The following is a 26,650-nucleotide window of genomic DNA, read 5'->3' on the forward strand; positions in this document are numbered from 1 at the left end:
GGCCGGCCCGCGTCATTTTGGTCTGGGACCGCCAAGGCGGAAGACTGGAGGCATGCGCGTTTACCCCACATTCTTCAGGCTGGCCTTTTCATGGATGGACGCCGAGCGCGCCCACAAAATAGGGTTCAAGGCCATCCGGCTGGCACATCGGTCCGGCGCCGGAAAGGTCCTGGAGAAACTGACCGCCCCGGCACCGTCACTGCAGACAACGGCCTTTGGCGTCACCTTTCCCTCGCCCTTCGGTCTCGCCGCAGGCTTCGATAAGGAAGGCCACGGCATAGAGGCACTGAGCCAGCTCGGGTTCGGCCACATAGAGGTGGGAACCATTACCGGCCAGGCCCAGCCAGGCAACGAAAAGCCGCGCCTTTTCCGCCTGGTCGAGGACCGCGCCGTGATCAACCGGATGGGATTCAACAACGACGGTGCCCCCGCCGTGGCTCCGCGGCTTAAGGCCGCCCGTGCTGCACTTCAGCGCAGGCACCCTGCGGTGCGTCCCATCATCGGAGTCAACATCGGCAAGACCAAGGTTGTTGAACTGGCTGACGCCGTGGATGACTACCTGGCCAGTGCGCGCAGCCTTGCGCCAGCCGCCGATTACCTTGTGGTCAATGTCAGTTCGCCCAACACCCCCGGCCTTCGGCTCCTGCAGGACGTGGAGAGCCTGCGGCCGTTGCTGACCGCCGTGGGTGAAGAAGCCGACCGTGCAGCGGGCCGCCACGTTCCCCTGCTGGTGAAGATCGCCCCGGACCTCAGCGATGAGGACATCGACGACGTCGCGCGCCTCGCCCTGGACCTGAGGCTGGACGGCATCATTGCCACCAACACCACTGTCGCCAGGACAGGGCTGGCGTCCCCTGCAGCCCTGGTGGAACAGTGCGGCGCGGGCGGGCTCTCCGGTGCTCCGCTCAAACAGCGGTCCCTGGAAGTGCTGCGCCGGCTCAAGCAGATCACCGGTGACACCCTGACCCTCGTGGCCGTTGGCGGCGTAGAAACGGCGCAGGATGTCCAGGACCGGCTGGACGCCGGCGCCACCCTGGTCCAGGGCTATACGGCCTTCCTCTACGAAGGGCCGTTCTGGGCGTCTCGCATCAACCGGCAACTGGCGAAGAACCGGCGGTCCTAGCATTGTGCTGAAGCGGCTGCAGCCGCACCGGCAGCGGGCCAGTACCCCTGACTGCAGCAAAACCCCGGCGGACATTCCGCCGGGGTTTTGTTGTCTGTATAAATGCGAGGACGCAGGGGACCGTATCAGGCCGGGTACTGCCCGCGTCTGACCTGCGGCTTAGGCAGCCGCAGCTTCCGGAACTGGAGCGAACGCATGGAGCCGTACCAGACCGTGCCCCGCTCCACCTCGCCGAACTTCTCGGTCAACCTCTTGCGGAGCTTGCGGGACAGGATAAACACGTCAACGAAGACGGCCAGGAACATCACCCAGAAACCGCCCAGGACGTAAATCATCAGGTCACTGGACGCGGGCACGACCAGGGAAACCAGGACGAACACCAGGGCGCCGAACATCAGGTATTCCCCGAGGCTGAACCGCGCGTCAACATAGTCACGGGTGAACCGCTTCTGGGGGCCCTTGTCCCGGAGCGGCAGGAACTTCTCGTCACCGGTGTCCAGCGCCTGGCGCATCTTGAGCCGCTGGTCCTGGATGGCCTGGCGCTCGGCAGCCTTGGAGGCTTTGCGGTCCTCCGGCACCAACGGGCGCTTCCGTGCAGCCTCCTGGGCTTTGCGGGTTGGAGTGGGAGCTCCCTTGCCGGCTATGCCGTTCTGCCGGGCCGAGGCTTCCGCGGCCTGCTGGTCTGATAATTCCTGCGCCGAGGGCGCTTCCTTTTTACGTCCGAACACCTGAACAGAATACCTTGCGGCGGCACTGCTTTCCGGCCCGGCCGTGGCGGCAGCCACGGCGCTGAATGTGACGAGGGTAATGTTTTTTCCATGACTTCATCTCCGACGGCCACCCCCGACGACATTGCCGGCTCCACACCTCCCGGCCTCAAGGCACACCCGGGCACGGAAGATCTCCGGGCCGCCATCGACCACTCCTTTGAGGGCACCTTGGCCCGCCTTAAGGAACTGGTCGCGATTCCGGGCATCGCCTGGCCCAGCTTCGACCGTTCTCCGCTCGATCGCAGCGCCGAAGCCGTGGCGGGACTGCTCCGCGCCGCTGGCCTCAAGGAGGTGCAGATCCTAGGCTGCGACAAGCCCGACGGCACTCCGGGCGGTCCCGCCGTCGTCGCACGCCGGCCGGCTGCGAAAGGCAAGCCGACCATCCTGCTGTACGCCCACCATGACGTCCAGCCCGCAGGCGACGAGGGACTCTGGGACACGGAACCTTTCACTGCTGTTGAGAAGGACGGGCGCCTCTTCGGCCGCGGTGCGGCAGACGACAAGGCAGGCATCATGGCCCACATCGCCGCGTACGCAGCCGTCTCCGAGGTCCTGGGTACCGGGCTGGGCCTCGGCGTGACGTTCTTTTTCGAAGGCGAGGAGGAAGCAGGTTCCCCCACCTTCCGGCCGTTCCTGGAAGCACACCGGGAGCTGTTGCGTGCTGATGTCATCGTCGTCGCCGATTCCAGCAACTGGAAGGTGGGCGTTCCGGCCCTGACAACAAGCCTGCGCGGGCTCGTTGACGGAACCATTGAAGTCCAGGTCCTGGAGCACGCGGTCCATTCAGGGATGTTCGGGGGACCGGTGCTGGATGCCCCCACCCTGTTGTCCCGCCTCATCGCCACCCTTCATGACGACGACGGAAACGTCGCCATCCAGGGTCTCGTAGCCTTCGACAACGCAACGGTGGAGTTCCCGGAGGCCGACTACCGGGCGGATGCCTCAGTGCTCGACGGCGTCCGCCTCGCCGGCTCGGGCAGCATCGCCTCCCGGCTCTGGACCAAGCCTGCACTGTCCATCATCGGCTTTGACGCACCTGCCGTGGACGTGGCCTCGAATACCCTGCTGCCGCGGGCGCGGGCCAAGTTCAGCCTGCGGCTTGCACCGGGACAGGTCCCGGAAGAAGCGATGGAGGCAGTCCGTAAACACGTGGAGGCCCACGCTCCCTTCGGTGCCAAAGTCACCTTCACGCCGGGGGAGAGCGGCAACCCGTTCAAGACGGACACATCTTCGGCCGCTGCAGGACTGATGATGCGGGCCTTGGGAGAGGCGTGGGGCGTACAAGCGGTGGAGACAGGAATCGGCGGTTCCATTCCGTTCATCGCCGACCTCACCGAGGTGTATCCGGACGTCCAGATCCTCGTGACTGGCGTGGAAGACCCGGACTCCCGGGCCCACAGCGCCAACGAGTCACTGCACCTGGGTGATTTCCGGAAAGCCATCCTTGCCGAAGCGTTGCTGCTATCACGCCTGAACGATGGACTGTAGAAGCGGGCGGCCTGTCGTCACGGCGTCACACTGGCGGCCACCCGAAAGCTGAAGCTGAAAGTGGCTCCGCGGGAACAAGGAAGGGGCTTCCATGGTTACGTCAGGAGTTAGAGCTACGGGTGCGCCCCGCGTAGCATGTAGCTATAGCCCATACCGAATCCGTAGGGGCAGGCACCGTTAGCGCGGAGCCGCCAGACCGTCCTAAGAAGGTAGGCCAATGAGCACCGCAACCAATGAGAACAGCACCCAGACCACCAGCGCGGCCAGTGAAGAACTGCCTGTCCACGAGGTCAACCTGACCGACGTCGCAGCAGGCAAGGTCCGCAGTCTTCTCGAGCAGGAAGGCCGCACTGATCTGCGGCTCCGGGTTGCTGTGCAGCCCGGCGGCTGCTCAGGACTGATCTACCAGCTCTACTTCGACGAACGGCTCCTGGACGGCGACGCTGTCCGGGACTACGACGGCGTCGAAGTTGTTGTGGACAAGATGAGCGTCCCGTACCTCAGCGGTGCCAGCATCGACTTTGAGGACACTATCGCCAAGCAGGGATTCACCATCGACAACCCTAACGCCGGCGGCTCCTGCGCCTGTGGAGACTCCTTCCACTAAGCCGGTTATTTCGCCCGGTGCCGGCGCCGCGCTTCCTCCATTTATTGATGGAAGGAGGCGCGGCGCCGACATGTGGGCGAAACTCCCGGCGGAGCGGTAAGCTCTACACCGAGTAGTAAAACTTTTAGTGTGCCCGCGGCGCCGATGGCTGCCCGGACAACAGCAGCAACAAGTAGGAAGGGCCGTCTGTGAGTTCGCAGAACCGAACCGGCAGCCGACGCAAAACGATCACCACGATCACAAGCTTGGCAATTGCCGGCGCGTTGGTTTTGACCGGATGTTCGCCAGAGGTAGAGAAGGGGTGGCTGCCCACAGAACGTGGCACCACCAGCAACAGCGACCGCATCATGGACCTCTGGGTCAACTCATGGATCGCCGCCTTGGCTGTGGGCATCATTACATGGGGCTTGATCGTCTGGTGCCTGGTGGCCTACCGGCGCCGCAAGGGCACCGTGGGCTTCCCGCGCCAGACCAGCTTCAACCTTCCGCTGGAAGTGTTTTACCTGACCATTCCGCTCTTTATGGTCCTGGTGTTCTTCTACTTCACGGACCGTGACCAGCAGGCCATTGACGACCGGTCACAGCCTGCCGACGTCGTTGTAGACGTCCGGGGCAAGCAGTGGGCATGGGACTTCAACTACAAAGCCGGTGACGTCATCGAAGAAGACGTCCACGAGGCAGGCGTCCAGGCGCACCTGACCGGCAATACGATTGACAAGGAACAGCTCCCTACGCTGTACCTGCCCGTCAACAAGTCCGTTGACCTCGAACTCAACGCACGCGACGTGATCCACTCCTTCTGGGTTCCCGCCTTCCTGCAGAAGCGCGACATGATCCCCGGCAAGACCAACTACATCCGGTTTACCCCCACTAAAGAGGGCACCTACGACGGCAAGTGCGCCGAACTCTGCGGCGAGTACCACTCGGAAATGCTGTTCCGCGTCAAGGTGGTTTCGGAAGCTGAATTCCAGGCGCACCTCGAAGAGCTCAAGGCCGCCGGCAACACAGGCCTCCTCGGTGTGGAATACGACCGCAACCCGAACCTGAACGAAATTAAGTAAGGGGAGCGACGTGGCTACGTACACTCAATCCGCACCCACCGGGGTTCTTACGGCTCCCGTGGTTCCCAAATCCAAGGGGCGCATCGTCGTCAACTGGATCACCTCCACCGACCACAAGACCATCGGGTACATGTACCTGATTGCGTCGTTCGTGTTCTTCTGCCTTGGTGGCGTTATGGCGCTGCTGATCCGCGCCGAACTGTTCGAGCCCGGTATGCAGATCCTGCAGACCAAGGAGCAGTACAACCAGCTGTTCACGATGCACGGCACCGTGATGCTGCTGATGTTCGCCACCCCGTTGTTCGCAGGGTTCGCGAATGTGATCATGCCGCTGCAGATCGGCGCACCGGACGTTGCCTTCCCGCGGTTGAACGCGCTGGCCTTCTGGTTCTTCCTGTTCGGCTCCACCATCGCGGTGTCCGGCTTCATCACCCCCCAGGGCGCCGCGTCCTTCGGTTGGTTTGCCTACGCTCCGCTGTCGAACACCACCTTTAGCCCCGGCATTGGTGGGGACCTGTGGGTGTTCGGCCTGGCGCTGTCCGGCTTCGGCACCATCCTGGGTGCTGTCAACTTCATCACCACCATCATCTGCATGCGTGCCCCTGGCATGACGATGTGGCGGATGCCGATCTTCACCTGGAACACCCTGGTCACCGCCATCCTGGTGCTGATGGCCTTCCCGCCACTGGCCGCCGCGCTGTTCGCACTGGGTGCAGACCGCCGTTTCGGTGCACACATCTTTGATCCGGAGAATGGCGGTGCAGTGCTCTGGCAGCACCTGTTCTGGTTCTTCGGCCACCCCGAGGTGTACATCATCGCGCTGCCGTTCTTCGGCATTGTCTCGGAAATCTTCCCGGTCTTCAGCCGTAAGCCCATCTTCGGCTACAAGGGCCTGGTTTACGCGACGATCGCCATTGCTGCCCTGTCCGTGACCGTGTGGGCACACCACATGTACGTCACCGGCGCGGTGCTGCTGCCGTTCTTCGCTTTCATGACCATGCTCATCGCGGTTCCCACGGGCGTGAAGTTCTTCAACTGGATCGGCACCATGTGGCGCGGCTCCCTGACGTTCGAGACCCCGATGCTGTGGAGCATCGGCTTCCTGATCACGTTCCTGTTCGGCGGCCTCACCGGCATCATCCTGGCTTCCCCGCCGCTGGACTTCCACGTTTCTGACTCCTACTTCGTGGTGGCGCACTTCCACTACGTGGTGTTCGGCACCGTGGTGTTCGCGATGTTCGCCGGGTTCTACTTCTGGTGGCCCAAGTGGACCGGCAAGATGCTCAACGAGCGCCTGGGCAAGATCCACTTCTGGCTCCTGTTCCTCGGTTTCCACGGCACCTTCCTCATCCAGCACTGGCTCGGTGTTGAAGGCATGCCGCGCCGTTACGCGGACTACCTGGTGGAGGATAACTTCACCTGGATGAACCAGTTCTCCACGGTGGCCTCGTTTGTCCTCGGCGCATCCCTGATCCCGTTCTTCTGGAACGTGTACATCACGTGGCGCAGCGCCGAAAAGGTGCAGGTTGATGACCCCTGGGGCTTCGGTGCCTCGCTGGAGTGGGCGACGTCTTGCCCGCCGCCGCGGCACAACTTCACCTCGCTGCCCCGGATCCGCTCCGAGCGTCCAGCCCTCGACCTGCACCACCCCGAGCTTCGACAGGTCCAGACTGTCGAGTCACCGGCTCCCGCAGCCCAGACGCTCGGTAACGCCGACCAGAAGGACACTGCACAGTGAAAATTGAGTCATGGATCTTTGGTTCCGGAGTCTTCTTCTTCGTACCGGTTTCGGTGATTTACGGTTTCCTCACCGACTGGGGTGAGTGGGTCGGTATCCTCGGAATCCTCCTGGTCGGCGGCCTCGCCGGCATGATCGGCGGATACCTCGGGTTCACAGGCAAACGCGTCGGCCTTCGCCCTGAAGACCGCAGCGATGCCGAGATCCACGAGGGCGCCGGCGAGCAGGGGCACTTCAGCCCCTGGAGCTGGTGGCCGCTGGTCCTCGGCCTGGCATGCGCTACGGGCTTCCTGGGCCTGGCGGTAGGCTTCTGGATCGTCTACATCGCAGCCGGCCTGGCCGTTGTGGCCCTTGTTGGCTGGGTCTACGAGTACAGCCGCGGCGACCACGCCCACTAGGCTCAAAGAGCAATGACGGCGGGCCCCACCTTTGGTGGGGCCCGCCGTCATTTGTTTGCACTTTTACTTCCGGCCGGTCTGGGATCGCCGCGCCATTCCCGCCCCCTTTGTAGGGGCCTTATTCCGGGCCCTGCGACTCCAGCAGTTCTCCCAGCGTCCGGAGGGCGTCCTCGGCCTTCTCGCGGCTCAGGGAACCGTTCAAGGCCGAATCCTCGATGCCAAGTTCCACTTCGCAACCGTAGGGAAAATCTGCGGTCATCACCTGCAGAAGCGACCGTGCGTCCACCCTCCTGATGCCGGCCCTGGTGATGGTTACAGGAAGCCCTGTTTCAGTTACTGCCCTGACAAATACAGCGGCCGGACGCGCATGCAGTCCGATCGGAGCCGTAACCACGGCTTTCTGTGTTGGCAACGGGACTCCTTGTTCATGACGGCCCCATCCGTCGCGTGGTGAAATTTTTCCTGTCCAAATATAGCGGCCCGTGGACCGGTCGTGCGAAATGCGGCCGCCGTGCGGCAATGGTGGTCTAGACCTGCCCTAAAATGGCTAGGTGAACACAAACCCAGGGGAGACCTATCGTGGCATCTAGCGCAGGGGCGATAGCTGGCGACATCGACCGGACCAGTGGGACCGCGATCTATGTCCAGCTGCGTGAAATCCTTCGCACCTACATTGCAGAGCAGTGCCGCCCGGGATCCGCGCTGCCCTCGGAACGCGACCTGGCGGAGCGCTTTGGGCTGGCGAGGATGACTGTGCGGCAGGCGATCGACGCGCTGGTAGGCGAGGAAGTCATCGAGCGCGTAGTGGGGCTCGGCACGTTCGTTCGCAGGCCCAAGCTTGACCTCCAAGTGAAGCTCACCTCGTACAGCGAGGAGATGCAGCGCCGCGGCATGGTTCCCGCGGCCAAGGTACTGAGCTTCGAACAAATCGGCGCCAGCGCCTTCCTGGCCCGTGAGCTCCAGCTGGACGAGGGAACGCCGCTGGTCCGCTTCCGGCGCCTCCTGTTGGCGGATGGGGAGCCCATGAGCGTGGATGAGAACTTCATTCCGGCCCACCGCGTTCCCGGCCTCTTGGACGGAGAGCCGCCCACCTCGCTGTACAACGTGTTGAGCGAACAATTTGGCCTCGTGATGGAGTGGGGTGAGGACATGATTGAGGCGACCGCGGCATCGCCGTCAACTGCCAGGCTGCTCAACGTCGAAGTCGGCTCGCCGTTACTCAAGATCCAGCGCCACGCCTTTGTTTCCCGCACCATGGTGGACTATTCCGTCTCGTACTACCGCGCCGACCGGTACAAGCTATGGGTCCCGCTGCAGCGCCCCGGAGCGCGGCGGTCCCGCAACCACTAGGACCGCACACGGTTTACGGGTCCCTCGCCCTGGTGGTGCACTGCAACAGCCTCAGCCGGCAAGGGTGGAAACATTGAAGGCCCGGTCCTATTGGACCGGGCCTTCAATGTTTGGAATGGGAACTGCCTGCCTAGTGGCTCAGGCTCTTCGCTTCCTCGGGTGCTTCAACTGCCGCGTGGCCATGGCCGTGCGCGGCTTCCAGCTCAGCAGGAGTAGCGGGAGCAACGCGGTCCTCGAAGAACCACTTGGAGAGGAACGCGCGGCGCTTCTCCTTGCGGGTCACCACACCGTGCTCGTTCGGAACTGCCGGCAGAACCTCAGGCGACTCAAAGCCCACGAGCTTGTAGCGCTTGTACTCGTCCAGCGGTGCGTGCACCTCGATGAACTCGCCATGGGGGAGGCGGACGATACGTCCGGTCTCGCGTCCATGGAGGGCGATCTCGCGGTCCTTGCGCTGAAGGGCCAGGGCCACACGCTTGGTGACGATGAACGCAATGATCGGGCCAATGATGAACAGAGTGCGCAACCAGTAGGTGACGTCGTTCAGGGAGACACCGAAGTGCGTGGCGATGAGGTCGGAACCTGCCGCTGCCCACATCACGCAGTACCAGACGAAGCCTGCCATGCCGATAGCGGTGCGGGTGGGGGCGTTGCGGGGACGGTCGAGTACGTGGTGCTCGCGGTCGTCCTTGGTAACCCAACGCTCAATCCACGGGTACATAAACATCACCGTGAACAGAATGCCCGCGGGTACAAGGGCCGGGAGCAGGACGTTGAAGCTGAACACGTAACCGAACCAGTCCTGCTCTACCTGCCAGTCTCCCAAGGTACCGGGCATCAGGCGCAGCGCGCCGTCAACGAATCCGATGTACCAGTCAGGCTGGGTACCGGCGGAGACGGGGGAGGGATCGTAAGGACCGTAGTTCCAGATCGGGTTGATGGTGAAGAAACCGGCCATGAGGGCCAGGACGCCGAAGACGATGAAGAAGAATCCACCGGCCTTGGCGGCGTAGACAGGACCCAGCGGGTAGCCCACAACGTTATTGTCATTGCGGCCCGGACCAGGGTACTGAGTGTGCTTGTGCACGACCACCATAAAGAGGTGGAGGACGATCATCAGCAGGATCAGTGCCGGTACCAGCAGGATGTGCAGCATGTACAGGCGTCCGATGATGGCAGTGCCCGGGAATTCCCCACCGAAGAGGAAGAACGAGATATACGTGCCAACAATCGGGATGGACTTGATCACGCCGTCGATGATGCGCAGGCCGTTGCCTGAGAGCAGGTCGTCGGGGAGCGAGTAGCCGGTGAAACCTGCCGCCATGGCCAGGATCAGGAGGACGCCACCGACAACCCAGTTCATTTCGCGGGGCTTGCGGAAGGCTCCGGTGAAGAAGACCCTCAGCATGTGCACGGCAATGGAGGCCACGAACAGCAGTGCTGCCCAGTGGTGGACCTGGCGCATAAAGAGGCCGCCACGGACGTCGAAGGAGATATCCAGCGACGAGTTGTACGCCACCGACATTTCGACGCCCTTGAGGGGAACGTACGAGCCGTCGTAGTGGGTCTCCGCCATGGACGGATCAAAGAAGAACGTCAGGAACGTGCCGGAGAGCAGCAGGATGACGAAAGAGTACAGTGCCACTTCGCCAAACATGAAGGACCAGTGATCCGGGAAGACCTTGCGGCCGAATTCGCGGAGGATTCCGGAACCGCCCACACGGGCGTCGACAAAGTCGGTAAACCGGCCTGTCTTGGTTTTGGCGACGAAAGCGGGCTCAGCTGTTGATGCTGCGCTCATGCATATCACGCTCCCAGTAACTTGGTCCTACAGGTTCTTTGAAGTCGCTGGTAGCGACCAGGTAGCCCTCGTCGTCAACTGCGATGGGCAGCTGGGGGAGGGGCCGGCTGGCGGGGCCGAAGATCACCTTGCACTCTTGCGTGAGGTCAAAGGTGGACTGGTGGCACGGGCACAGCAGGTGGTGCGTCTGCTGCTCGTAGAGAGCAACGGGGCAACCGACGTGGGTGCAGATCTTGGAGTAGGCAACGATGCCGTTGTAACCCCAGTCCTCGCGGCCCGCGGACGGGTTCAGCGATTCGGGATCCAGGCGCATAAGCAGCACAACGGCCTTGGCCTTCTCGTTGAGCTTGCCCTCGTGAAGTTCGTTCAGGCCCTCCGGGATGACGTGGAAGGCTGAACCGATGGTGACGTCGGAGGCCTTAATGGGCGTTCCGTCAGGGTCACGGGCGAGGCGCTTGAGCTTGCCGTCCGTGGGTGCCCACATGGTGTGGGCGAGCTTGTCGTCCGGGCGCGGTCCGAGGTCACCAAAGATGGCAACCGCGGGCAGCGGGGCAAGTGCAACTGCGCCGAGCAGGGTGTTCCGGATCAGCGGACGGCGCTTGATGCCCGTCTCTTCCACGATGTCGTCAACGATGCGGACCGCAGCCTGGCGGTCCTCTTCGTAGCGGATGGCGTGGCGCTCTTCGGAGACTTCGTGGTCGGGCATCAGGGCCTTGGCCCAGTGCACGATGCCGGTACCGATGCCGAGCATCGCGAAGGCCGTTCCAAGACCCAGGAGCATGTTCTGGAGCCGGATGTTGCCGATTGTTGATTCACCGGCCCCCAGATCAATGGCGAAGTACGCCACCAGGAAGATCAGGGTTCCAACAACAGAGATGCCAAATAGTAAGGCGACCTGCCGTTCTGCCCGCTTTGCGGCCTTCGGGTCCGTGTCAGCCAGGCGCAAACGGTGCGGAGGAATTCCAGGGTCCTGGAACTTCTCCACCTCATTCTGACCAGCCGTAGCTACGGTGCCCGAGTGGTTCGGACTGCCGTCACTATGGTTGCCCATAATTCGCCTCATCCTTCTCTCGTCCCGGCGGGTGCCGGGTTAGTTTCCAATATCAAGCTGCTGACGGATCAGCAGAAGTTGTGCAGGGCTTCGCGGAGGCCCTAGGACGTCCGCGAAGTCAGCCAGATGGTGAAGGCGATGATGACGCCGAGACCTGCGACCCAAACGAACAGGCCTTCTGCCACGGGACCCAGGGATCCCAGCTCAGCGCCGCCGGGCGAACCGTTGGTTTCGATCTGCTTCAGGAACGTGATGATGTCGCGTTTGCCTTCAGGGGTGATGTTGGAATCGCTGAAGACGGGCATGTTCTGCGGGCCGGTGACCATGGCCTCGTAAATGTGCTTGCCTGACGTGTCCTCCAGCGCTGGCGCGAACTTACCGCGGGTCAATGCACCGCCGGCAGCAGCAGCGTTGTGGCACATGGCGCAGTTGGTGCGGAAGAGCTCGCCACCGACGGCTGCATTGCCGCCTTCAAGCAGGCTCTGCTCAGGGATTGCCGGGCCGGCGCCCAGGGAAGCAACATACGCTGCAAGCTGGTGGGTCTGCTGGTCGTTGAACTGGACGGGCTTCTCCAGCGCCTGGGGGCCATTCATCTGCATGGGCATGCGGCCGGTTCCCACCTGGAAGTCAACCGATGCGGCGCCTACACCCACGAGGGAAGGGCCGTCCTGTGAGCCACTCCCTCCCATGCCGTGGCATGTGGCGCAGTTGGCGGCGAAGAGCTTGCCGCCTTCTTCGGCGTCATTGGCACTGAAGGTGGTGGTGGAAGCCTTGGCCTCGTTGACGGTGGTGGCCACGGCGTACAGCCCGCCAGTGATGAGGAGTCCCATCAGAAGCAGCGCGATTGCTGCCAGTGGGTGACGCCGCTTTTGCGAGAGTGCCTTCACGTGGTGGTTCCTTTATTCGATCCTGCGCCGGCTCCGGGAGCCGCTACCTGAAATTCTGCCTCTTGTAGAAAAAGAATCAAAGCTGGCTACTTGAGTACGTAGATGACCAGGAAGAGGCCGATCCAGACGACATCCACAAAGTGCCAGTAGTACGAGGTGACGATCGCAGACGTTGCTTCGAAGTGCCCGAACTTCTTCGCGGCAAAGGAACGGCCCATGATCAGGAGGAAGGCGACCAGGCCGCCGATCACGTGCAGGCCGTGGAAGCCGGTGGTCATGTAGAAGGCCGAGCCGTAGGCGTTGGAGGAGAGCGAGACGTGCTCGGAAACCAGCATCGCGTATTCCGTGGCCTGGCCGGCAACGAAGAACGCACCCATAAGGAAGGTCAGGGTGAACCATTCATTCATGCCCCAGCGGGCGAACTGGAAGGCCCCTCCGGTGCGGCGCGGCTGCAGCCGCTCGGCGGCGAAAACGCCCATCTGGCAAGTGAACGAACTTGCCACGAGGACGATCGTGTTGGCGAGCGCAAAGGGGAAGTTGAGCTTGGCCGTCTCATCCGCCCACATCTCTGCGCTCGTGGAGCGCAGGGTGAAGTACATGGCGAAGAGACCGGCGAAGAACATCAACTCGCTGGACAGCCACACAACGGTTCCGACGGAAACCATATTGGGGCGGTTCAGCGTGGGGTGCGCCGGGGTACTGGGGGCATGGGTCGCAGATGTCACATAGACATTATGTCTGTAAAAGTCCGTGCTGCCCAACGCAAACCGCCTTTTCGGGGGACTTTTTCTACAAAGACGCGAAATCGCACCAAAATGTTCTCCAGCCCGTTCATATTGGTCAGTCCCGGCCATCCCTCGATAGCATCAGGAGGTGACTTCACAGGCATCTGCAACACCGGCGGGCAACACCTGGCCGCGGCTGATCTCGGCACTGATCAATGGCAAGGACCTTACGGCGGAAAGCACTGCCTGGGCGATGGACACCATCATGTCCGGGGAAGCAACGCCCGCCCAGATCGCCGGATTCCTGGTGGCCCTCAGTGCCAAGGGTGAAACCGTCGACGAACTCTCCGGCCTCGTGGACGCCATGCTGGCCCATGCCAAACCAGTCTCGATATCGGGCGAGAAGCTGGATATCGTCGGGACGGGCGGTGACCAACTGAACACCGTAAACATCTCCACCATGGCCGCCCTGGTGGCTGCCGGAGCGGGCGCGAAGGTTGTTAAGCACGGCAACCGGGCGGCGTCGTCGTCCTCCGGATCCGCAGACGTACTGGAGGCTCTGGGCGTCCGCCTTGACCTGTCCATTGAACAGGTGGCGCACAACGCGGAGGAGGCCGGCATTACCTTCTGCTTTGCCCAGGTCTTCCACCCGTCGTTCCGCCACACGGCCGTGCCCCGGCGTGAACTGGCCATCCCCACGGCCTTCAACTTCCTTGGGCCGCTGACCAACCCTGCCAAAGTCCAGGCTTCAGCAGTGGGCGTCGCGAACGCAAGGATGGCGCCGCTGGTGGCAGGCGTGCTGGCCCAGCGCGGCAGCCGTGGTCTGGTGTTCCGCGGAAACGACGGGCTCGACGAACTGACCACCACGGGTCCCTCGACCGTCTGGGAGATCCGCGATGGCGGTGTGACGGAACTGACGTTCTCCCCGACAGACCTGGGCATCAAACCGGCCACCGTTGAGCAGCTCCGAGGGGGAGATGCACAAGCCAATGCCGCCGTGGTCCGCGAGGTCCTTGCGGGCAAGGAAGGTGCGGCCCGGGACGCCGTTCTCCTTAATGCGGCAGCCGGCCTGGTGGCGTTTGACAGGAGTGCGGACGCCCCGTTCCTCGACCGGATGCAGCAGGCGTACAGCCGCGCAGCCGAATCCGTTGGCTCGGGCGCTGCCGCTGCTGTCCTGGAGAATTGGGTCTCGCTGAGCCGCCAGTGATCCCGCTGGCCCGGCTACTGCTCGAAGCCGAGGGCGAAAGCAGCGTCCAGGTCATGCTGGGAGTAGGCACGGAATGCAATGTGCGTTGTTGTGTGGACAACGGCAGGAACCTTGGACAGGCGGTCTGCGATGACGTCGGCCAGGTCCTCGTGCCGGGGCACCCTTGCCACCGCAATCAGGTCCCATTCGCCGGTAACCGAGTACACCTCGCTGATGCCCTCGATCGCTGAGATCTCCTCGGCCGTCTCAGGAATGCGGGCAGCGTCGGTCTTGATCAGAACGAATGCGGTGATCACGATAAATCCTTCCGGATCTGTTGCGCCGTAGCATGGCCCGGCAAGCTTTCAGTGCTGCCAGCCTATTACATCAGGGGTGGCTGCCGGCGGACCTCCAGCCACCCGGCCTCCTTCTCTCAGGCCCGGCGGAACCGCCGGGCCCCTGCCCACGCCAGCCGCCACCCCACCAACAGCAGCCCCAGGCTCAGCAACGCCACGATGATGAACGGCAGTACAACCGTCTGGTCGGTCAGCAGCCGGAGCAGCATGCCGCCTGCGAGGGCCGCAAGCCAGACCGCTATGCCCGTCCAGCGTACCGAGAGGGGGTTTCGCCATGCCCTTGCCGCCAGCCACCCCAGGGCCGCCCCGGCCAGAAACGGCCAGGCAGTCAGCAGGACGCCGGCAACAACGTCGCCGCGTTGGTGGGCGTCACGGCCGACGGCGGCGAACACCAGGATCAGGACGGCGTCGGCAACGGCTGCGGCCGCTGCCTGCCGCCCCGAGGGCGAAGTGCCGGCCGGGCGAATCGAAGGCGTCATGGCTACGAGCCTAGCAATTGCCAGTTGTTCCCAGCCGCCGCCCTGGCAGCCCTTGCCCAACCCCCTTCCCATGGGCAGGATGGACCAAACCAGGCAGGCCGGACCAAGGAAGGCTGAAGCCATGCGGCTGATTCAGGTTGCACAGTACGCCGGTGATCTCCGGCGGGCGACGTCGTTTTACTCCGATCTGCTGGCGGTTCAACCAACGGCGGTGTTCGACCCGCCCGGCCTTGTGTTCTTCGACCTGGAGGGCGTGCGGCTGCTGCTGGAATCAGGCGCCCCGCGGGCTCTGCTGTACCTTGAGGTTCCCGATGTGAGGAAGTCCGTGGATGAGCTTGCCGGCAGGGGAGTGGAGATAGTGGCGGCCCCGCACATCATTTATAGCCATACTGACGGGCTCCTCGGTCCGGCAGGCACTGACGAGTGGCTGGCCTTTATCCGGGACAGCGAGGGCAATACGGTGGGACTCGTTAGCCGGCCGGCCGCGGCACCATCAACCCCCGGACCGCCAGGCGCCTGAAACCGCCCCGCATTTGGGACCGTTGTCCGGCAGTGGCTTCCACATTAGGCTCAAGCCGGAAGGGAGCAACCATGCCACGCACCATCGGAACATGCCTCTGGTTCGAGAATGAGGCGGAAGAGGCCGCAGAGTTCTACACGTCGGTTTTTGACGACTCGAAGATCCTCAGCGTCTCGCGCTTCGGCGAAGGTGCGCCCGGTCCGGCGGGCCAGGCGATCGCCGTCGAGTTCGAGCTGGAGGGCCGCGGATTCACTGCACTTAATGGGGCACGCGTGTCCGGTTTCACCGAGGCCGTTTCGTTCGTGGTGGATTGTGAGGACCAGGAAGCCGTGGACCGCTACTGGACGGCACTGACTGACGGTGGCAGCGAAAGCCAGTGCGGCTGGCTCAAGGACCGTTTCGGAGTTTCCTGGCAGATCGTTCCGTCTGTCCTGAGCTCCCTGATTGCCGGGCCCGATCCGCAGGGTTCGCAGCGGGCAATGCAGTGCATGCTCGGAATGCGGAAGCTGGACATCGCTGAACTGCAGAAAGCGTACGACGGCTGACCCGGCTCAGCAGCTTCAGCGGCCGGTCAATTCGTTGCCGTAGCCCGCATCGCACTTGCCGTCGTGCAGAACCCCGTGTCCCGAAGCCACGGCATAATCCGGGCCGGGATTGAGGACTGCCGGCTGCACTCCTGTTGAATCGGCGGCGCAGCGGTGGACGAACGAGGAACTCTCCCCCTCACCGCCAATCCACATGTCAAGCCACAGGGACGCGCCATCGTATGCCTCTGCCCCGGAGTGGCACGGGCCATCCTCCGGAGTCGGCCCGTCTCCGCATGTGTCCTCCACGATGAAGTACCGCCGAACGTCCGGCAGATAGATGCGGGTGCCGGCCGGAATGTCGAGGACATGTTCGCCCGTCTCACGGGAATGGCCGACGGCGATGGTCACCGGGTCCTCGTAGGTTCCGGTTCCGCCGGCGGTCCTGTGCAGCACCGGGTGGCTGATGGTGCGGGAACCCGCGGGGGTGTTGTCGTACCAGGAGTAGGCAGTGACGAACACCTTGGGCACCACCACCTCACCAGGTGCGAGGGGAGGAGCGCCTCCGCAGGCCGCCGCTGTCAGGACGGCGGACAGCAATGCGGCTGCCGGCAGGGCTTTCCAGCGCATTCCTACCCGGCTCCCGCAGACCCGGCGTCCGTGAACGAATTCCCCAGTACCTTCGCAAACATGCCTGGTTCCTGTTCAAGGCCGCTGCAGTTGCTGGAAACTTCACTGGACTGCCCCTGGTTATCCGGCTGGCAGGCGCTGTCGCGGTTCAGCGACCACATGGACATCCGCCCCACGCCACGCTCCAATGCGAACGTGTTCAGCCCGTGGGCATCCTCCTGCGAGAAAACCTGGCCCTGTACATCATTGCGCCCGATCATTGGTGTGAGCCCAATCCTGTTCCACAAGGCTGCATCATCCAGCGGTTTGCCCGCCTGCTCATAGAGCCGCTTCAAGGTCCCATGAGTCCCCTCCGCTGCGCTGACCGATGCAGCGAGCATGGTCTGCCCCTGCCGGAGCGGACCGAAGTTCATGGTCATGATGTTGACACCGGCGAGTTCCACCCCAGCCCTGAGCATCGTTTCAACGGAGACTTCGGCTGCAGGCGTGAGCCCCGACGCGGAGACGGGAAGGGTCAGCCAGACCTTCAGGGGGTTGTCAGCCGGACGCTCGGATTGCAGGCGCGCCATGGCGGCAGCACGCCGCTGCGCAGCGGCAGGGTCGGCGGCACCGTTCCCTTCGACGTCGAGGTCCACAATGTCCAGCCCATACCTGGTGATGACCGCTGCATACGCATCCACCAGGGCGTCAGTGTCGGCACAGGACACTGCGAGTTCCGTGCCGCTTTGCCCGCCGAAAGAGACGGCGACGTCGTTGCCTGCCTTGCGGAAGGCGTCCACCTGTGCGTCGAGGTCCAGCCTGCCCTTGGCTTGCTCAAGGTCATAGGAACCTCCCCAGGACGGTTCGCAGGGCCGGTCTGGATGGGCGGTGACGAAGGAAAGGACCGCCGTCACTGCGCCTTGCGGGGGAGAGTCCTGCAGTCGAAGGCCCGGAACAAGTGTCACATCGAGATACCCGCCGAACCACTTGGGGTGCAGCCCGGTCTGGCTCACCTCCGCCCCGGGGCTGCCTCCGTCCTGGGCGCCGGAACCGCAGGCAGCAAGGGGCAATAATGCCGCAAAGATGGCCAGGCTCCTGGCGGGCCAAGTGGGTACAGGCATGTGCCGATGCCACCTCCTGGTCGTTTGAAGCGTGGATATCAGGGGGATCACTATATTCCAGGCGCCACTCTTGGGCCACACCCGAGCCGGCGCCTGCGTCAGGCGGAACTGGGAGTGAGCGGCTCGAACGTGTCCGGAAGGGCGGAATTGGCCGGAAGGGCGGCGAGTTCGACGCTGTTGGTGCGTTCGGGTTTGTACCATCCCACGGCGGAGCCGCGAAGAGCCTGGATGGCCGATCCGAACACCACGTACGCACGGAGGGGCTCGTAGATGAGCCGGTAGATGGGCACCATCAGCAGGTGCAGGAGATTCTCACGCACCATCAGGACCGCCACTACCGAGATCAGCATGTGGGTGGCTGCAACGAAGGCGGAGAAGATCGCGATGGCCTGCCACTCGCCCCGGCTCAGGCTGATGCCCGCGACAACGATCGTCAGTGGCATAAAGACCAGCGGGACCAGCACCGAGATCAGCGCATAGGGCATGGTGAGCAGGCCGAGCGCCCCGTACTTGGGGTTGAAGAGCATGCCGCGGTGCTTGTAGAGGGTCTGGATGTTGCCGTATGTCCAGCGGAGCCGCTGCTTGAACAGGCCCCTCACCGTCATGGGGGCCTCGGTCCAGGCCACGGCCTCATTCTCCTGGACGATGCTGTACCCCAGGCGCTGCAGGGAAAGCGTGAGGTCCGCGTCCTCTGCCAGGGTGTCATGGGAGTAGCCGCCGGCCTTGATCAGGGCCTCCCTGCGCCATGCGGCGCAGGCACCGGGAACAATCGAAATGGCGCCCATAAGGCCCTCTGCCATGCGGGTAACACAAATGCCGGAGAGGTATTCAAGGCTTTGCCAGGCTGTGATGAGGTTCCGCCGGTTCCCCACCTTGACGTGCCCGGCAACAGCGCCCACCTCCTTGCCGTTCCGTGGCGCTATGAAGTGGCGGGCAAACATCTTGATCGTCTGCGGCTCAAACAACGTATCGCCGTCCAGCGTAATGACGATCTCGCCCCAGGACTCGTTGATGCCGTGGTTGCTCGCCACTGACTTGCCGCCGTTGGGCTGGTTGATGACGCGCAGCTGGGGCCAGGTTTTGGCGTACTCGGTCAGGACAGCGAGGGTGCCGTCAGTTGACCCGTCGTTGACTGCCACGACTTCCATGAGGGGGTAGTCGCTGGCTCTGAGGGCATCAAGGGTTTTCGCCACCACGACTTCTTCGTTGAACACAGGCAGCACCACGCTGACGAAGGGCCAGTCCTTGTCTTTGATGGTTTCCCAGCGGCGCTTTTTCTGCCGTGCATTGTTGATCAGTGCCAGGACAACGAACAGGAACGTCAGGATGGTCAGGGACCCGATCCCGAACCAGAACAGCCAGTTGAGTACCACGTTCGGGGTGACCAGGTACGACGTCACCGCTGCCAGCGTGAGGTTGTCTTCCAGGGTGACTGGCGCCGTGCGCTGCGGGACATAGTCTGTGGGCAGCAGCGGCTGGACGGTAGTGAAGGTATAGCCCTGTGCCTTGGCCCGCGGAATAAACTCCTTGAGCATGTTGATTGTTGCGGTGCGGTCGCCGCCTGCATCGTGGATCAATACGACATGGCCCTGGCCGTCGAGCTCCGGGGCCTGGATGGGAACTCCGGGTGCGTACTCCCAGTCACGCGTATCAATGTCCATATTGACGTGCAGGTACCCCAGTTGCTGGGCCTGCAGGAGGGCAAGCGCATTGTTTTCCGGGTTGCCGGTGGGAATCCGGAACAGCCTCGTGTCGTAGTGGTCCACGGCCCGCATCACGCGGTCCGCTCCAATGATCTGCTGCCGGTTGAAGGCGTCATCGTGCGCCCAGAAGTCGATGTGGGACATCGTGTGGTTGCCCACCATGTGCCCTTCACGGATGGTGCGCTTGAAGATTTCCGGGTATTTGACGATGTTGTCCCCAACGGGGAAAAAGGTTGCCGGCACTCCCTCCTTGGACAACAGATCCAGGATTTCAGGCGTGTAGCGCGGATCCGGCCCGTCGTCGAAGGTCAGCATGAGGGTCTTCGCCATCGGCTCGCCGTAGGCTTCCATGACGTAAGGGCTGTCGCCGATCAGTCCAATTTCTTCCGGCGTCGCTTCCCTCCAGACCGTGTCGCTGAAGGGGTCCTTGAGCAGCGTTTTGCCGTCCCTGTGGTCCACCAGTGCGATGCGGTGATAGACGGAGGTGCGCTCCTGGTAGCCGATTCTGGGGATCTGTTCCAGGTTCTGCAGCGCCAATAGATTCCGCGGGTAGTCCGAGGCTTGATTTTGTTGTCCAACCCGCAGCGGGGCGGTCGCGGCAGGGAGTATCCCCACCGCCGACAGGACCACTAGCAGCACGGCGGCAAGAAGAAGGCTCAGGACTCTTTGCCACCGGTAGCCGGTGGCATCAAAAAAGACCGGGGCCCTGCCGAATGAATGGGGAGCGACTGGTTTCGTCATGATTTCCTCGTGCGGGAAGCGTGCCTGCAGGTGTCTTTACAGGGGCGCGGACGGGTGACAAGGAAAGTGGAAGCAATTCGGGGTGTGATCTGCCCACTGTGTGCTCCGGCCCAGCAATTCCCGGAGTGTCACCATGTCAAGAAGACTATGAGCGCATCTGTCGGCGCACATGCGTAGCTTGTACTCGAGTTCTCCGCCTCGGCGTACCTGTTTGGATACTCGTGCCTCCAGGCGCGGTACTCCCGGCAGTCCTGCAGGTAGCATCAGCTCTAATGAATAAACCGCTTTGGATCTGCTGCCTGGTAGGCGCAGCCGTCGGAATTACCCTGGGCCTGGCAGTCTTTGACAGCCCGTTTATCGGCTTCGCCGTGGGATTGGGCGTCGGAGCTGTCGTCGGGGCCGGAATCGGGCCGCGGCGCTGATCCTTGCTGCCATCCGCACAGGAGACCTATACCAGGGAAGCCTCGGCGGGTGCGCTGGTGTAGGACACGTGAAACCCCGTGCCGGCGGCGATCAGCCGCGTGCAATAGCCGTACCGCAGCTCCACTGAACGGGTCCAGGCGCCGATGCGTACCGTATGGGGGCCGGAAGCCGCAGCATTCCGCGGTGTCAATGAAAGTTCGACGGCGGCTCTTTGCTCCCAGCGAATGTCCACGATGATGCCTGGCCGGGCAACCAGTCCGCTGACGCTGCCGGCCGCGAGCTCCGCCGGGAGCGCAGGCAGCACGCGGATTTCTTCCGCGTGGCTCTGCAGGAGCATCTCCGTGACGGCTGCGATGAACCCGAGGTTTCCGTCCACCTGGAAGGGCGGGTGCGCGGCGAACAGATTGGGGTAGAGGCCGCCGGAATGATCCACGGCCGTGGTGGCAACGGGCCTGAAAATAAGGCGCAGCAGCGCGGCTACCCTGTCCGGTTCCTGGAGCCGGGCACGGAGGCACAGCTTCCAGATCAGTGACCAGCCGGTGGAGTCGTCGCCCCTGCGGTCCAGCGTTGCCCCAACCGCCGTGCGCACGTCATGGGTCAGGGGAGTGGCTCCCGGATAGGCAAAAACGAGGTGCGAAACGTGCCGGTGATCCGGTTCCGTCTCAAGGTGGGCTGCGCCCCATTCGAGGAGAGTGCCGCCGCTGATGGCCGGGGGAGCGATCCTCGCCCGTGCGGCGGCGGACTCACGAACAATAGGGTGGTCCGCTTCACCTGTTTCTTCAGCCAGGGCAAGCACCGTGTCAAAAAGCCAGCTCAGCAGTGCCCGGTCCATTCCCGTGGAGGTGGTAACTGCGGCCCGGCCTTGTCCACTCAGGTAGCAGTTTTCGGGGGACGTGGACGGGCGCGTCTCCAAGCTGTTGCCGCCGTCGTCCTGCAGCCAGTCGCACGCGAACTCGGCCGCTCCGGCGGCCAGCTCCCACAAGCGCCGCCGTTCGTCTGGAGTGGCTGAGCCGTAGCGTCGCCGCTCGTCCAGGTGGCAGACCAGCCACACGCCGGCCATTGCCCACTGGGACCAGCTGGCATGTCCGGACGTGGGGGACGTGAACGCCCATGCATCACTGTTGTGGTGGGCCGCCCAGCCGCGGGTTCCGTAGAGGGTTCGAGCGGTGGCGCGGCCCCGTTCCGCCAGTGCCTCCACCAGCTCCAGCAGTGGCTCATGGCACTCGCCAAGGTTGGCTGCCTCTGCCCCCCAGTAGTTCATTTCAGTGTTGATGTTCAGGGTGTAGTTGGAGGACCACGGCGGCTGCAGTTCGTCATTCCAGATTCCCTGCAGGGTTGCCGGCAAGGTGCCGGGCCGGGACGACGAGATGAGCAGGTACCGCCCGTAATTGAAGAGCAGCGCCACCAGGCCAGGATCCGCACCCGGGGCACCGCCTGGCTGGTGGGCGGCGGCCCGGATCCGCTGGTCTGTGGGCAGGTTGGCGGGAATTGCCTGCGCATCGTGGCCCGGCTCCAGGACCAGGCTCACCCGGTCAAAGAGGTACCTGTGGGCTTCAACATGGTCCTTCCACAGCAGGTCAAAGCCCCGTTCCAGTGCTGCATGGGCCCGGCTGGATGCCTCTATGGCGCAATCGTGCGCACTGCCCTGCGGCGGGTGGCCGGCTGCCGTGAAGGTGGTGCTGGTGGCCAGGACCAAGACCAGTTCGGTGACGCCGGTAAGGACTACCGTCGCATCTCCGCCAGCGCTTTCTGCAGCGCCAATTTGTCCATCATGGGCCAGCGCCAGAACCGCTGCGCCGGCCACGGGGGTGATGCCCGGCAATTCCCAGGTCAGGGGCGGTTCGTCCGGTTCATGGCCGGGAGCGGCGTCCGCGGGAAGATGAAGCTGCAGGGCCAGTTCCGTGGATCCGGACGTGCAGTACGTCTGCCGGAGGGGAGTCTGGAGGCGCAGGATGACTTCTGTGGGGGATACCGAGCGGAGCCGGTGCACAAGTACCTGTGCCGGAGCGCTGATGAAGGTTTCCTGCCGGATGCTGGTGCCCGGCGCCTCCTGCAGGCTGCTGTGCGTCGCCGTGCGGAGCGACAGGCCCCGTTCGACCAACCGGCGCGATTGTGGGGTTTCGACGAACACGTTCGCGAAGGGCAGGTATGCCTGGGAGTACCGGCCCTGCAGTGCCTCGAGGTGACGTTCCGCGTCAACAGGCCTGCCCGAGGCGATGGCTGCCCGGGCGTCCGCAAGGGCGGAGGCCGCAGCCTCCGGGCTGACCGCTCCGCAACGGTGCTCGCTGGCCGGGCTACCGGACCATGCCGTACTGTCATTGACCTGCAGCCTGACCTGGTCTTGAGCTGCGAGCACCATGGCGCCGAGCCGGCCGTTGCCCAGGGGAAGCCCGTCCAGCCACGCCAGGGCGGGGGAGCTGTAGTAAAGGTCGTTGGCCGTCATGTCAGGGACGCAGGCTTTCCGGCACGTACCCGAAGCGACAGGACGGCTGAAGTCTTGGGCACGTAGTTGTCATTGCGTGCACTTTACCCGCTGCCTGTGGTGCGGCACTGTTATTGGCGCACCGAGTACGATCCGATTTTTCCCGGCCGTTTCTCCTGGCGAAAGCTTTGCGGCACCATAAAGAGCCTTCGCCCCGGGGTGACTGGTTTGCCGGGGCATAAGCCGGGTGGGCCGGTGACGGCTGCGAGTCGTTTGTCACCGGGCTGGGGAGGGCCATGTTCGCTTCTACTTGACATAATGTAGATTATCGGCGTTTTGGGAGGGCCCGGAAGGAGCGGGGAAACCGGCACATCTGGAGCCTGTGCGCGGCAGGCGCATCATGATGAATCCGCAGGTCAGCATTGTCTTATTCCGGGCGCTCGTTAAGAATGAGTCAATGACGGTCTACGTGCGATCACTTGAAACTGCAGTCCCACAAACGATGCTGATTCAGACAGAAGCCCGCGACGTGTTTGGGGCCCAACCCGGGTTGTCCAGGCTTGGCTCGCGGCTGGTGAATACCTGTTTTGACTCGGCTGCCATTGATACGCGCTTCACCGCCGTGGAAGAACTCACCATGGACCATCGTTCCGAGAATCCGCAGTTCTTCGATCCGCAGACCGGCCTGCTGCTGAACCCCAGCACAAAGGTCCGCAACGATATCTTCGGCCGCGAGGCAACCAAGCTCTTTGTGGAAGCTGCCCGTTCCGCCGTTAATGCTGCCCCTGAACTCGATTTACTTGACATAACTCATCTCGTCACCGTTTCCTGCACCGGGTTCTTCAATCCGGGCCCCGACTACAAGATCGTCCGGGAACTGGGCCTTGATCCGGCTGTCCAGCGTTACCACCTCGGGTTTATGGGCTGCTACGCAGCTTTCCCTGCACTGCGCGCCGCAAAGCTGTTTTGTGAGGCAGATCCGCAGGCCGTTGTCCTGGTGGTGTGCGCCGAGCTGTGCTCCCTGCACGTCCGCACTTCAAATGATCCGGACACGATCATGGGCTCAGCCTTGTTCGCCGACGGTGCGGCTGCCGCCGTCGTCACTGCCCGCAGCGGGTCTGCAGAAACCTCGCTTCTCCAGCTTGACCACTTCGAAACAGTCCTCACGCCGGTTGGCGAGGACTCCATGGCGTGGAACATCGGGGACCACGGATTCGAAATGGTGCTGGGGAACTACGTGCCGCACATCATCGATGACCATATTGTGGGTGCCCTGCAGCCCCTCCTGGCCCGGGACCCGGAGCTGGAGGCACTCCCCTACACCTCCATCCGGCACTGGGCCATCCACCCGGGCGGCCGGAGCATCCTGGACAAAGTGCAGTCCCGCCTGGGCCTCACCGACGAGCAACTGGTGCCCGCCCGGGAGACGCTCCGGAACTACGGCAACATGAGCAGCGCCACAGTACTTTTTGTCCTCAAGCACATCCTGGAACAGGACCCGGAGGATGGGGACGAACGCATCTGCTCCATGGCCTTCGGCCCGGGACTCACGGTGGAGACCGCACTGTTCACCAAACTGCGCCAGGCTCCCGTCACCGGGGCCGCGGGCCAGGTGCCGCGCCATGCAGCGGCAGAAGTCCCCGTATCCTGAGCCCCTTGGACCTGCTGATGCGGCAGCGCGCCGTGGACGCCGTCGAACTCATGGACCAGCCTGACTGCGACACCCGGCTCCTCCAGAACACGTACCGCCAGTTCACAGTGGTCAACCGCGCGCTTGCCGGGTGGCGGAGGCTCTACATCAGGGAGCTCCGTCCCTCCCTGGCCGCGAACAACGCCCCGGCCACCTTGCTGGACATCGGCTCCGGTGGAGGCGACCTCGCGTATTCGCTGGCAGGCTGGGCCCGCCGTGACAGTCTTCCGCTGCGGATTACCGGAATAGACCCCGATCCCAGGGCCGCCGCCTACGCACGGGGGCGTCCGCCCATGCCTGGCGTGGAGTTCCGGCAGGCGCACAGCGCCGATCTTGTCCGGGAAGGAAGGCGCTTCGACTTCGTCATTTCAAACCACGTCCTGCACCACCTTTCGGCGAACGAACTCCAGCAGCTGCTCGCCGATTCAGCGGCTCTCAGCACCAAAATAGCCCTGCACAACGACCTGAGGCGAAGCCCCGCCGCCTACGCCCTGTTCTCCGCGGCCGCCCTGCCGTTCCGCCGTTCCTTCATCCGGGCGGACGGGCTGACGTCCATCCGCAGGAGCTACACCCCGGCCGAATTGGCAGCCCTCGCTCCCCCGGGCTGGAACGCCGAAACCACCGCCACGTTCCATCAGGTTCTCGCCCTGCGGAGGAACTGACATGGCAGCGGAGACAGATGTCCTGATTATCGGCGCGGGCCCGGTGGGCCTGTACCTTGCCGCCCTGTTGCTTCAGGACGGCGTCAGCGTCAAAGTCCTGGAACAGAGGCAAGCAAGGAACCTGCATTCACGGGCCATCGGCATCCATCCCCCCGCCCTTGAGGCTCTGCAGCAGATCGGCATCGCGTCATCAGCGGTGCAGGAAGGCGTACACATCCGGGAAGGGCTGGCAGTCAGTGGCGGAAAGACTGTGGGCACCATGTCATTCGCCGGAGTCTCGGACGCTTTCCCCTTCGTGCTGGCCCTGCCCCAGTTCCGCACCGAAGAGCTCCTGGAAGAGCGCGTCCGCCAACTGGACAGCGCCGCCCTGGTCAGGGGTGTGCACGTCAGGAGGGTGAAGGACGACGGCGGCCGGGTCACCGTTGCTGCCGGACCTGCCGGGGAAGGCAACGGCCGGGAATCCACCTGGACGGCATCCTTCGTTGTTGCGGCCGACGGCGCGCGGTCCCGGATGCGCGACCTCCTGGGTGTGCCCGTGCGCCGAAAGAAATATCCGGACCACTACCTGATGGGCGATTTCCAGGACGCAGGGTTTTACGGAGAACGGGCGGTCCTGTTCCTTGAACCGGGCGGTATCGTTGAGTCTTTTCCGCTGCCCGGTGCGGTCCGGCGCTGGGTGGTGCGGCTTGGCCGGCCTGCCGGTGCCGCCACGCCCCCTGAGCTGGCCCAGCTGGTCCTGGGGCGTACCGGAATCCGTCCTGACGCCGGCACCAACACCATGATGAGCGCGTTCAGCGTCCGGTCCACCATGGCGCGGCGGATGGTGGCCGGAAGGGTGATCCTGCTTGGCGATGCGGCCCACGAGATCAGCCCCATCGGCGGCCAGGGCATGAACCTTGGGTGGCTGGACGCCCGGGCCCTCTCTCCCCTCCTTCAGTTGGCCCTGGCTGCCGCAGACCAGGACCAGGTGGACCTGCGGTTCATGGAGTTCCAGGCCAACCGGCAACGTGCCGCGAGGCTGGCTCAGCGGCAGTCCGAAATCAACATGCTGCTGGGGCGGCCGTTGCTCCGGCCCTTGCTGGACCTTCGAAACCTGGGGATCAGCGCGGCAGCTGCCACCCCGTCAGTGAACCAGTGGGTGGCACGGCGCTTCACCATGCAGGAGCTGGACACGCAGCCAGCATGGGCGGCGCGTCGGCTTACCTGACCTAGCAG

26 protein-coding genes are annotated in these 26,650 nt (G+C 63.6%); 14 read left to right on the forward strand and 12 right to left on the reverse strand.

The window, feature by feature from the left end:
* The first annotated feature begins 52 nt into the window (after window positions 1–52).
* Window positions 53–1,123: a quinone-dependent dihydroorotate dehydrogenase gene (locus M1D32_RS09745; protein WP_458781996.1), complete on the forward strand. Its 1,071-nt coding sequence runs from the start codon at window positions 53–55 to the stop codon at window positions 1,121–1,123.
* A gap of 125 nt (window positions 1,124–1,248) precedes the next feature.
* Here M1D32_RS09745 and M1D32_RS09750 read toward each other — a convergent pair whose 3' ends face one another.
* Window positions 1,249–1,851, reverse strand: a complete 603-nt coding sequence (locus M1D32_RS09750) for a DUF3043 domain-containing protein (RefSeq protein WP_458782155.1) — start codon at window positions 1,849–1,851, stop codon at window positions 1,249–1,251.
* A gap of 90 nt (window positions 1,852–1,941) precedes the next feature.
* Here M1D32_RS09750 and M1D32_RS09755 point away from each other — a divergent pair, with 90 nt between their 5' ends.
* The 5 genes from M1D32_RS09755 to M1D32_RS09775 all read left to right on the forward strand — a co-directional run bounded on the left by M1D32_RS09755 (window position 1,942) and on the right by M1D32_RS09775 (window position 7,185).
* On the forward strand, window positions 1,942–3,381 hold the full coding sequence (locus M1D32_RS09755) for a M20/M25/M40 family metallo-hydrolase (RefSeq protein ID WP_458781997.1): 1,440 nt from the start codon (window positions 1,942–1,944) through the stop codon (window positions 3,379–3,381).
* Window positions 3,382–3,598: 217 nt separating this feature from the next.
* Window positions 3,599–3,988: a HesB/IscA family protein gene (locus M1D32_RS09760; RefSeq protein WP_104044002.1), complete on the forward strand. Its 390-nt coding sequence runs from the start codon at window positions 3,599–3,601 to the stop codon at window positions 3,986–3,988.
* Window positions 3,989–4,176: 188 nt separating this feature from the next.
* Window positions 4,177–5,049, forward strand: a complete 873-nt coding sequence (ctaC, locus tag M1D32_RS09765; RefSeq protein WP_163163798.1) for an aa3-type cytochrome oxidase subunit II — start codon at window positions 4,177–4,179, stop codon at window positions 5,047–5,049.
* A 10-nt stretch (window positions 5,050–5,059) separates the two neighbouring features.
* The gene (gene ctaD / locus M1D32_RS09770; RefSeq protein ID WP_458781998.1) at window positions 5,060–6,787 is read left to right on the forward strand and encodes an aa3-type cytochrome oxidase subunit I; all 1,728 of its coding nucleotides are present in this window, start codon (window positions 5,060–5,062) and stop codon (window positions 6,785–6,787) included.
* Complete coding sequence (locus M1D32_RS09775) at window positions 6,784–7,185, forward strand: cytochrome c oxidase subunit 4 (protein WP_163163794.1); 402 nt, start codon at window positions 6,784–6,786, stop codon at window positions 7,183–7,185. Before ctaD ends, M1D32_RS09775 begins: the two co-directional genes overlap by 4 nt.
* Before the next feature lie 118 nt (window positions 7,186–7,303).
* Here the strand turns inward: M1D32_RS09775 and M1D32_RS09780 are convergent, their stop codons facing one another.
* Complete coding sequence (locus tag M1D32_RS09780; protein ID WP_458781999.1) at window positions 7,304–7,597, reverse strand: HPr family phosphocarrier protein; 294 nt, start codon at window positions 7,595–7,597, stop codon at window positions 7,304–7,306.
* A 167-nt stretch (window positions 7,598–7,764) separates the two neighbouring features.
* Here M1D32_RS09780 and M1D32_RS09785 point away from each other — a divergent pair, with 167 nt between their 5' ends.
* Window positions 7,765–8,535 (forward strand): GntR family transcriptional regulator, encoded by a 771-nt coding sequence (locus tag M1D32_RS09785; protein WP_458782000.1) that lies wholly within the window; start codon window positions 7,765–7,767, stop codon window positions 8,533–8,535.
* A gap of 130 nt (window positions 8,536–8,665) precedes the next feature.
* Here M1D32_RS09785 and qcrB read toward each other — a convergent pair whose 3' ends face one another.
* From qcrB to ctaE, 4 genes are all read right to left on the reverse strand, one after another.
* Window positions 8,666–10,336, reverse strand: coding sequence for a cytochrome bc1 complex cytochrome b subunit (qcrB, locus tag M1D32_RS09790; RefSeq protein ID WP_458782001.1), 1,671 nt, complete (start codon window positions 10,334–10,336; stop codon window positions 8,666–8,668).
* Window positions 10,314–11,387 (reverse strand): cytochrome bc1 complex Rieske iron-sulfur subunit, encoded by a 1,074-nt coding sequence (gene qcrA / locus M1D32_RS09795; RefSeq protein ID WP_458782002.1) that lies wholly within the window; start codon window positions 11,385–11,387, stop codon window positions 10,314–10,316. The genes qcrB and qcrA overlap by 23 nt, the downstream gene beginning before the upstream one ends.
* A 101-nt stretch (window positions 11,388–11,488) precedes the next feature.
* Window positions 11,489–12,274, reverse strand: a complete 786-nt coding sequence (qcrC, locus tag M1D32_RS09800; RefSeq protein WP_458782003.1) for a cytochrome bc1 complex diheme cytochrome c subunit — start codon at window positions 12,272–12,274, stop codon at window positions 11,489–11,491.
* Between the two features lie 86 nt (window positions 12,275–12,360).
* Window positions 12,361–13,035: an aa3-type cytochrome oxidase subunit III gene (gene ctaE / locus M1D32_RS09805; RefSeq protein WP_458782004.1), complete on the reverse strand. Its 675-nt coding sequence runs from the start codon at window positions 13,033–13,035 to the stop codon at window positions 12,361–12,363.
* A 112-nt stretch (window positions 13,036–13,147) separates the two neighbouring features.
* On the opposite strand from ctaE, the gene trpD reads away from it, so the two are divergent.
* Window positions 13,148–14,206: an anthranilate phosphoribosyltransferase gene (gene trpD, locus M1D32_RS09810; protein ID WP_458782005.1), complete on the forward strand. Its 1,059-nt coding sequence runs from the start codon at window positions 13,148–13,150 to the stop codon at window positions 14,204–14,206.
* Window positions 14,207–14,220: 14 nt separating this feature from the next.
* Here the strand turns inward: trpD and M1D32_RS09815 are convergent, their stop codons facing one another.
* Window positions 14,221–14,502 carry an Lrp/AsnC family transcriptional regulator gene (locus M1D32_RS09815; protein WP_139029459.1) on the reverse strand — a complete coding sequence of 94 codons (282 nt, stop codon included), beginning with the start codon at window positions 14,500–14,502 and terminating at the stop codon, window positions 14,221–14,223.
* A gap of 116 nt (window positions 14,503–14,618) precedes the next feature.
* Window positions 14,619–15,020, reverse strand: a complete 402-nt coding sequence (locus M1D32_RS09820; protein ID WP_458782006.1) for a DUF3054 domain-containing protein — start codon at window positions 15,018–15,020, stop codon at window positions 14,619–14,621.
* 121 nt (window positions 15,021–15,141) lie between these two features.
* Between M1D32_RS09820 and M1D32_RS09825 the strand changes: the two genes are divergently transcribed.
* Both M1D32_RS09825 and M1D32_RS09830 read left to right on the forward strand, forming a co-directional pair.
* Entirely contained in the window at window positions 15,142–15,540 is a 399-nt protein-coding gene (locus tag M1D32_RS09825; RefSeq protein WP_458782007.1) for a VOC family protein, read from the forward strand.
* A gap of 71 nt (window positions 15,541–15,611) precedes the next feature.
* Window positions 15,612–16,085 carry a VOC family protein gene (locus tag M1D32_RS09830; protein ID WP_458782008.1) on the forward strand — a complete coding sequence of 158 codons (474 nt, stop codon included), beginning with the start codon at window positions 15,612–15,614 and terminating at the stop codon, window positions 16,083–16,085.
* 15 nt (window positions 16,086–16,100) lie between these two features.
* Here the strand turns inward: M1D32_RS09830 and M1D32_RS09835 are convergent, their stop codons facing one another.
* The 3 genes from M1D32_RS09835 to M1D32_RS09845 all read right to left on the reverse strand — a co-directional run bounded on the left by M1D32_RS09835 (window position 16,101) and on the right by M1D32_RS09845 (window position 20,238).
* Window positions 16,101–16,694 carry a hypothetical protein gene (locus tag M1D32_RS09835; RefSeq protein ID WP_458782009.1) on the reverse strand — a complete coding sequence of 198 codons (594 nt, stop codon included), beginning with the start codon at window positions 16,692–16,694 and terminating at the stop codon, window positions 16,101–16,103.
* A gap of 2 nt (window positions 16,695–16,696) precedes the next feature.
* The gene (locus M1D32_RS09840) at window positions 16,697–17,794 is read right to left on the reverse strand and encodes a chitinase (RefSeq protein WP_458782010.1); all 1,098 of its coding nucleotides are present in this window, start codon (window positions 17,792–17,794) and stop codon (window positions 16,697–16,699) included.
* A gap of 98 nt (window positions 17,795–17,892) precedes the next feature.
* The gene (locus M1D32_RS09845; protein WP_458782011.1) at window positions 17,893–20,238 is read right to left on the reverse strand and encodes a bifunctional polysaccharide deacetylase/glycosyltransferase family 2 protein; all 2,346 of its coding nucleotides are present in this window, start codon (window positions 20,236–20,238) and stop codon (window positions 17,893–17,895) included.
* Between the two features lie 272 nt (window positions 20,239–20,510).
* Here M1D32_RS09845 and M1D32_RS09850 point away from each other — a divergent pair, with 272 nt between their 5' ends.
* Window positions 20,511–20,660, forward strand: coding sequence for a hypothetical protein (locus M1D32_RS09850; RefSeq protein ID WP_387552618.1), 150 nt, complete (start codon window positions 20,511–20,513; stop codon window positions 20,658–20,660).
* A gap of 26 nt (window positions 20,661–20,686) precedes the next feature.
* On the opposite strand, the gene M1D32_RS09855 is transcribed toward M1D32_RS09850, so the two are convergent.
* Window positions 20,687–23,104 (reverse strand): glycosyl hydrolase family 95 catalytic domain-containing protein, encoded by a 2,418-nt coding sequence (locus M1D32_RS09855; RefSeq protein WP_458782012.1) that lies wholly within the window; start codon window positions 23,102–23,104, stop codon window positions 20,687–20,689.
* A 436-nt stretch (window positions 23,105–23,540) separates the two neighbouring features.
* Between M1D32_RS09855 and M1D32_RS09860 the strand changes: the two genes are divergently transcribed.
* From M1D32_RS09860 to M1D32_RS09870, 3 genes are read left to right on the forward strand one after another with little or no spacing between them, the layout of a single operon-like run.
* On the forward strand, window positions 23,541–24,734 hold the full coding sequence (locus M1D32_RS09860) for a type III polyketide synthase (RefSeq protein ID WP_458782013.1): 1,194 nt from the start codon (window positions 23,541–23,543) through the stop codon (window positions 24,732–24,734).
* Window positions 24,735–24,751: 17 nt separating this feature from the next.
* Window positions 24,752–25,435, forward strand: coding sequence for a class I SAM-dependent methyltransferase (locus M1D32_RS09865; protein ID WP_458782156.1), 684 nt, complete (start codon window positions 24,752–24,754; stop codon window positions 25,433–25,435).
* 1 nt (window position 25,436) lies between these two features.
* Complete coding sequence (locus tag M1D32_RS09870; protein WP_458782014.1) at window positions 25,437–26,642, forward strand: FAD-dependent oxidoreductase; 1,206 nt, start codon at window positions 25,437–25,439, stop codon at window positions 26,640–26,642.
* The last annotated feature ends 8 nt before the right edge of the window (window positions 26,643–26,650 follow it).

Source organism: Arthrobacter sp. D3-16 (genome assembly GCF_054408515.1).

What these genes read in the sequence shown, in the direction of transcription:
- M1D32_RS09745 (WP_458781996.1), top strand. Translation starts at nt 53, where the DNA reads ATGCGCGTTTACCCCACATTCTTCAGGCTGGCCTTTTCATGGATGGAC.
- M1D32_RS09755 (WP_458781997.1), top strand. Translation starts at nt 1,942, where the DNA reads ATGACTTCATCTCCGACGGCCACCCCCGACGACATTGCCGGCTCCACA.
- M1D32_RS09760 (WP_104044002.1), top strand. Translation starts at nt 3,599, where the DNA reads ATGAGCACCGCAACCAATGAGAACAGCACCCAGACCACCAGCGCGGCC.
- qcrB (WP_458782001.1), bottom strand. Translation starts at nt 10,336, where the DNA reads ATGAGCGCAGCATCAACAGCTGAGCCCGCTTTCGTCGCCAAAACCAAG.
- qcrA (WP_458782002.1), bottom strand. Translation starts at nt 11,387, where the DNA reads ATGGGCAACCATAGTGACGGCAGTCCGAACCACTCGGGCACCGTAGCT.
- M1D32_RS09820 (WP_458782006.1), bottom strand. Translation starts at nt 15,020, where the DNA reads ATGACGCCTTCGATTCGCCCGGCCGGCACTTCGCCCTCGGGGCGGCAG.
- M1D32_RS09825 (WP_458782007.1), top strand. Translation starts at nt 15,142, where the DNA reads ATGCGGCTGATTCAGGTTGCACAGTACGCCGGTGATCTCCGGCGGGCG.
- M1D32_RS09830 (WP_458782008.1), top strand. Translation starts at nt 15,612, where the DNA reads ATGCCACGCACCATCGGAACATGCCTCTGGTTCGAGAATGAGGCGGAA.
- M1D32_RS09835 (WP_458782009.1), bottom strand. Translation starts at nt 16,694, where the DNA reads ATGCGCTGGAAAGCCCTGCCGGCAGCCGCATTGCTGTCCGCCGTCCTG.
- M1D32_RS09840 (WP_458782010.1), bottom strand. Translation starts at nt 17,794, where the DNA reads ATGCCTGTACCCACTTGGCCCGCCAGGAGCCTGGCCATCTTTGCGGCA.
- M1D32_RS09845 (WP_458782011.1), bottom strand. Translation starts at nt 20,238, where the DNA reads ATGACGAAACCAGTCGCTCCCCATTCATTCGGCAGGGCCCCGGTCTTT.
- M1D32_RS09850 (WP_387552618.1), top strand. Translation starts at nt 20,511, where the DNA reads ATGAATAAACCGCTTTGGATCTGCTGCCTGGTAGGCGCAGCCGTCGGA.
- M1D32_RS09855 (WP_458782012.1), bottom strand. Translation starts at nt 23,104, where the DNA reads ATGACGGCCAACGACCTTTACTACAGCTCCCCCGCCCTGGCGTGGCTG.
- M1D32_RS09860 (WP_458782013.1), top strand. Translation starts at nt 23,541, where the DNA reads ATGACGGTCTACGTGCGATCACTTGAAACTGCAGTCCCACAAACGATG.
- M1D32_RS09865 (WP_458782156.1), top strand. Translation starts at nt 24,752, where the DNA reads ATGCGGCAGCGCGCCGTGGACGCCGTCGAACTCATGGACCAGCCTGAC.
- M1D32_RS09870 (WP_458782014.1), top strand. Translation starts at nt 25,437, where the DNA reads ATGGCAGCGGAGACAGATGTCCTGATTATCGGCGCGGGCCCGGTGGGC.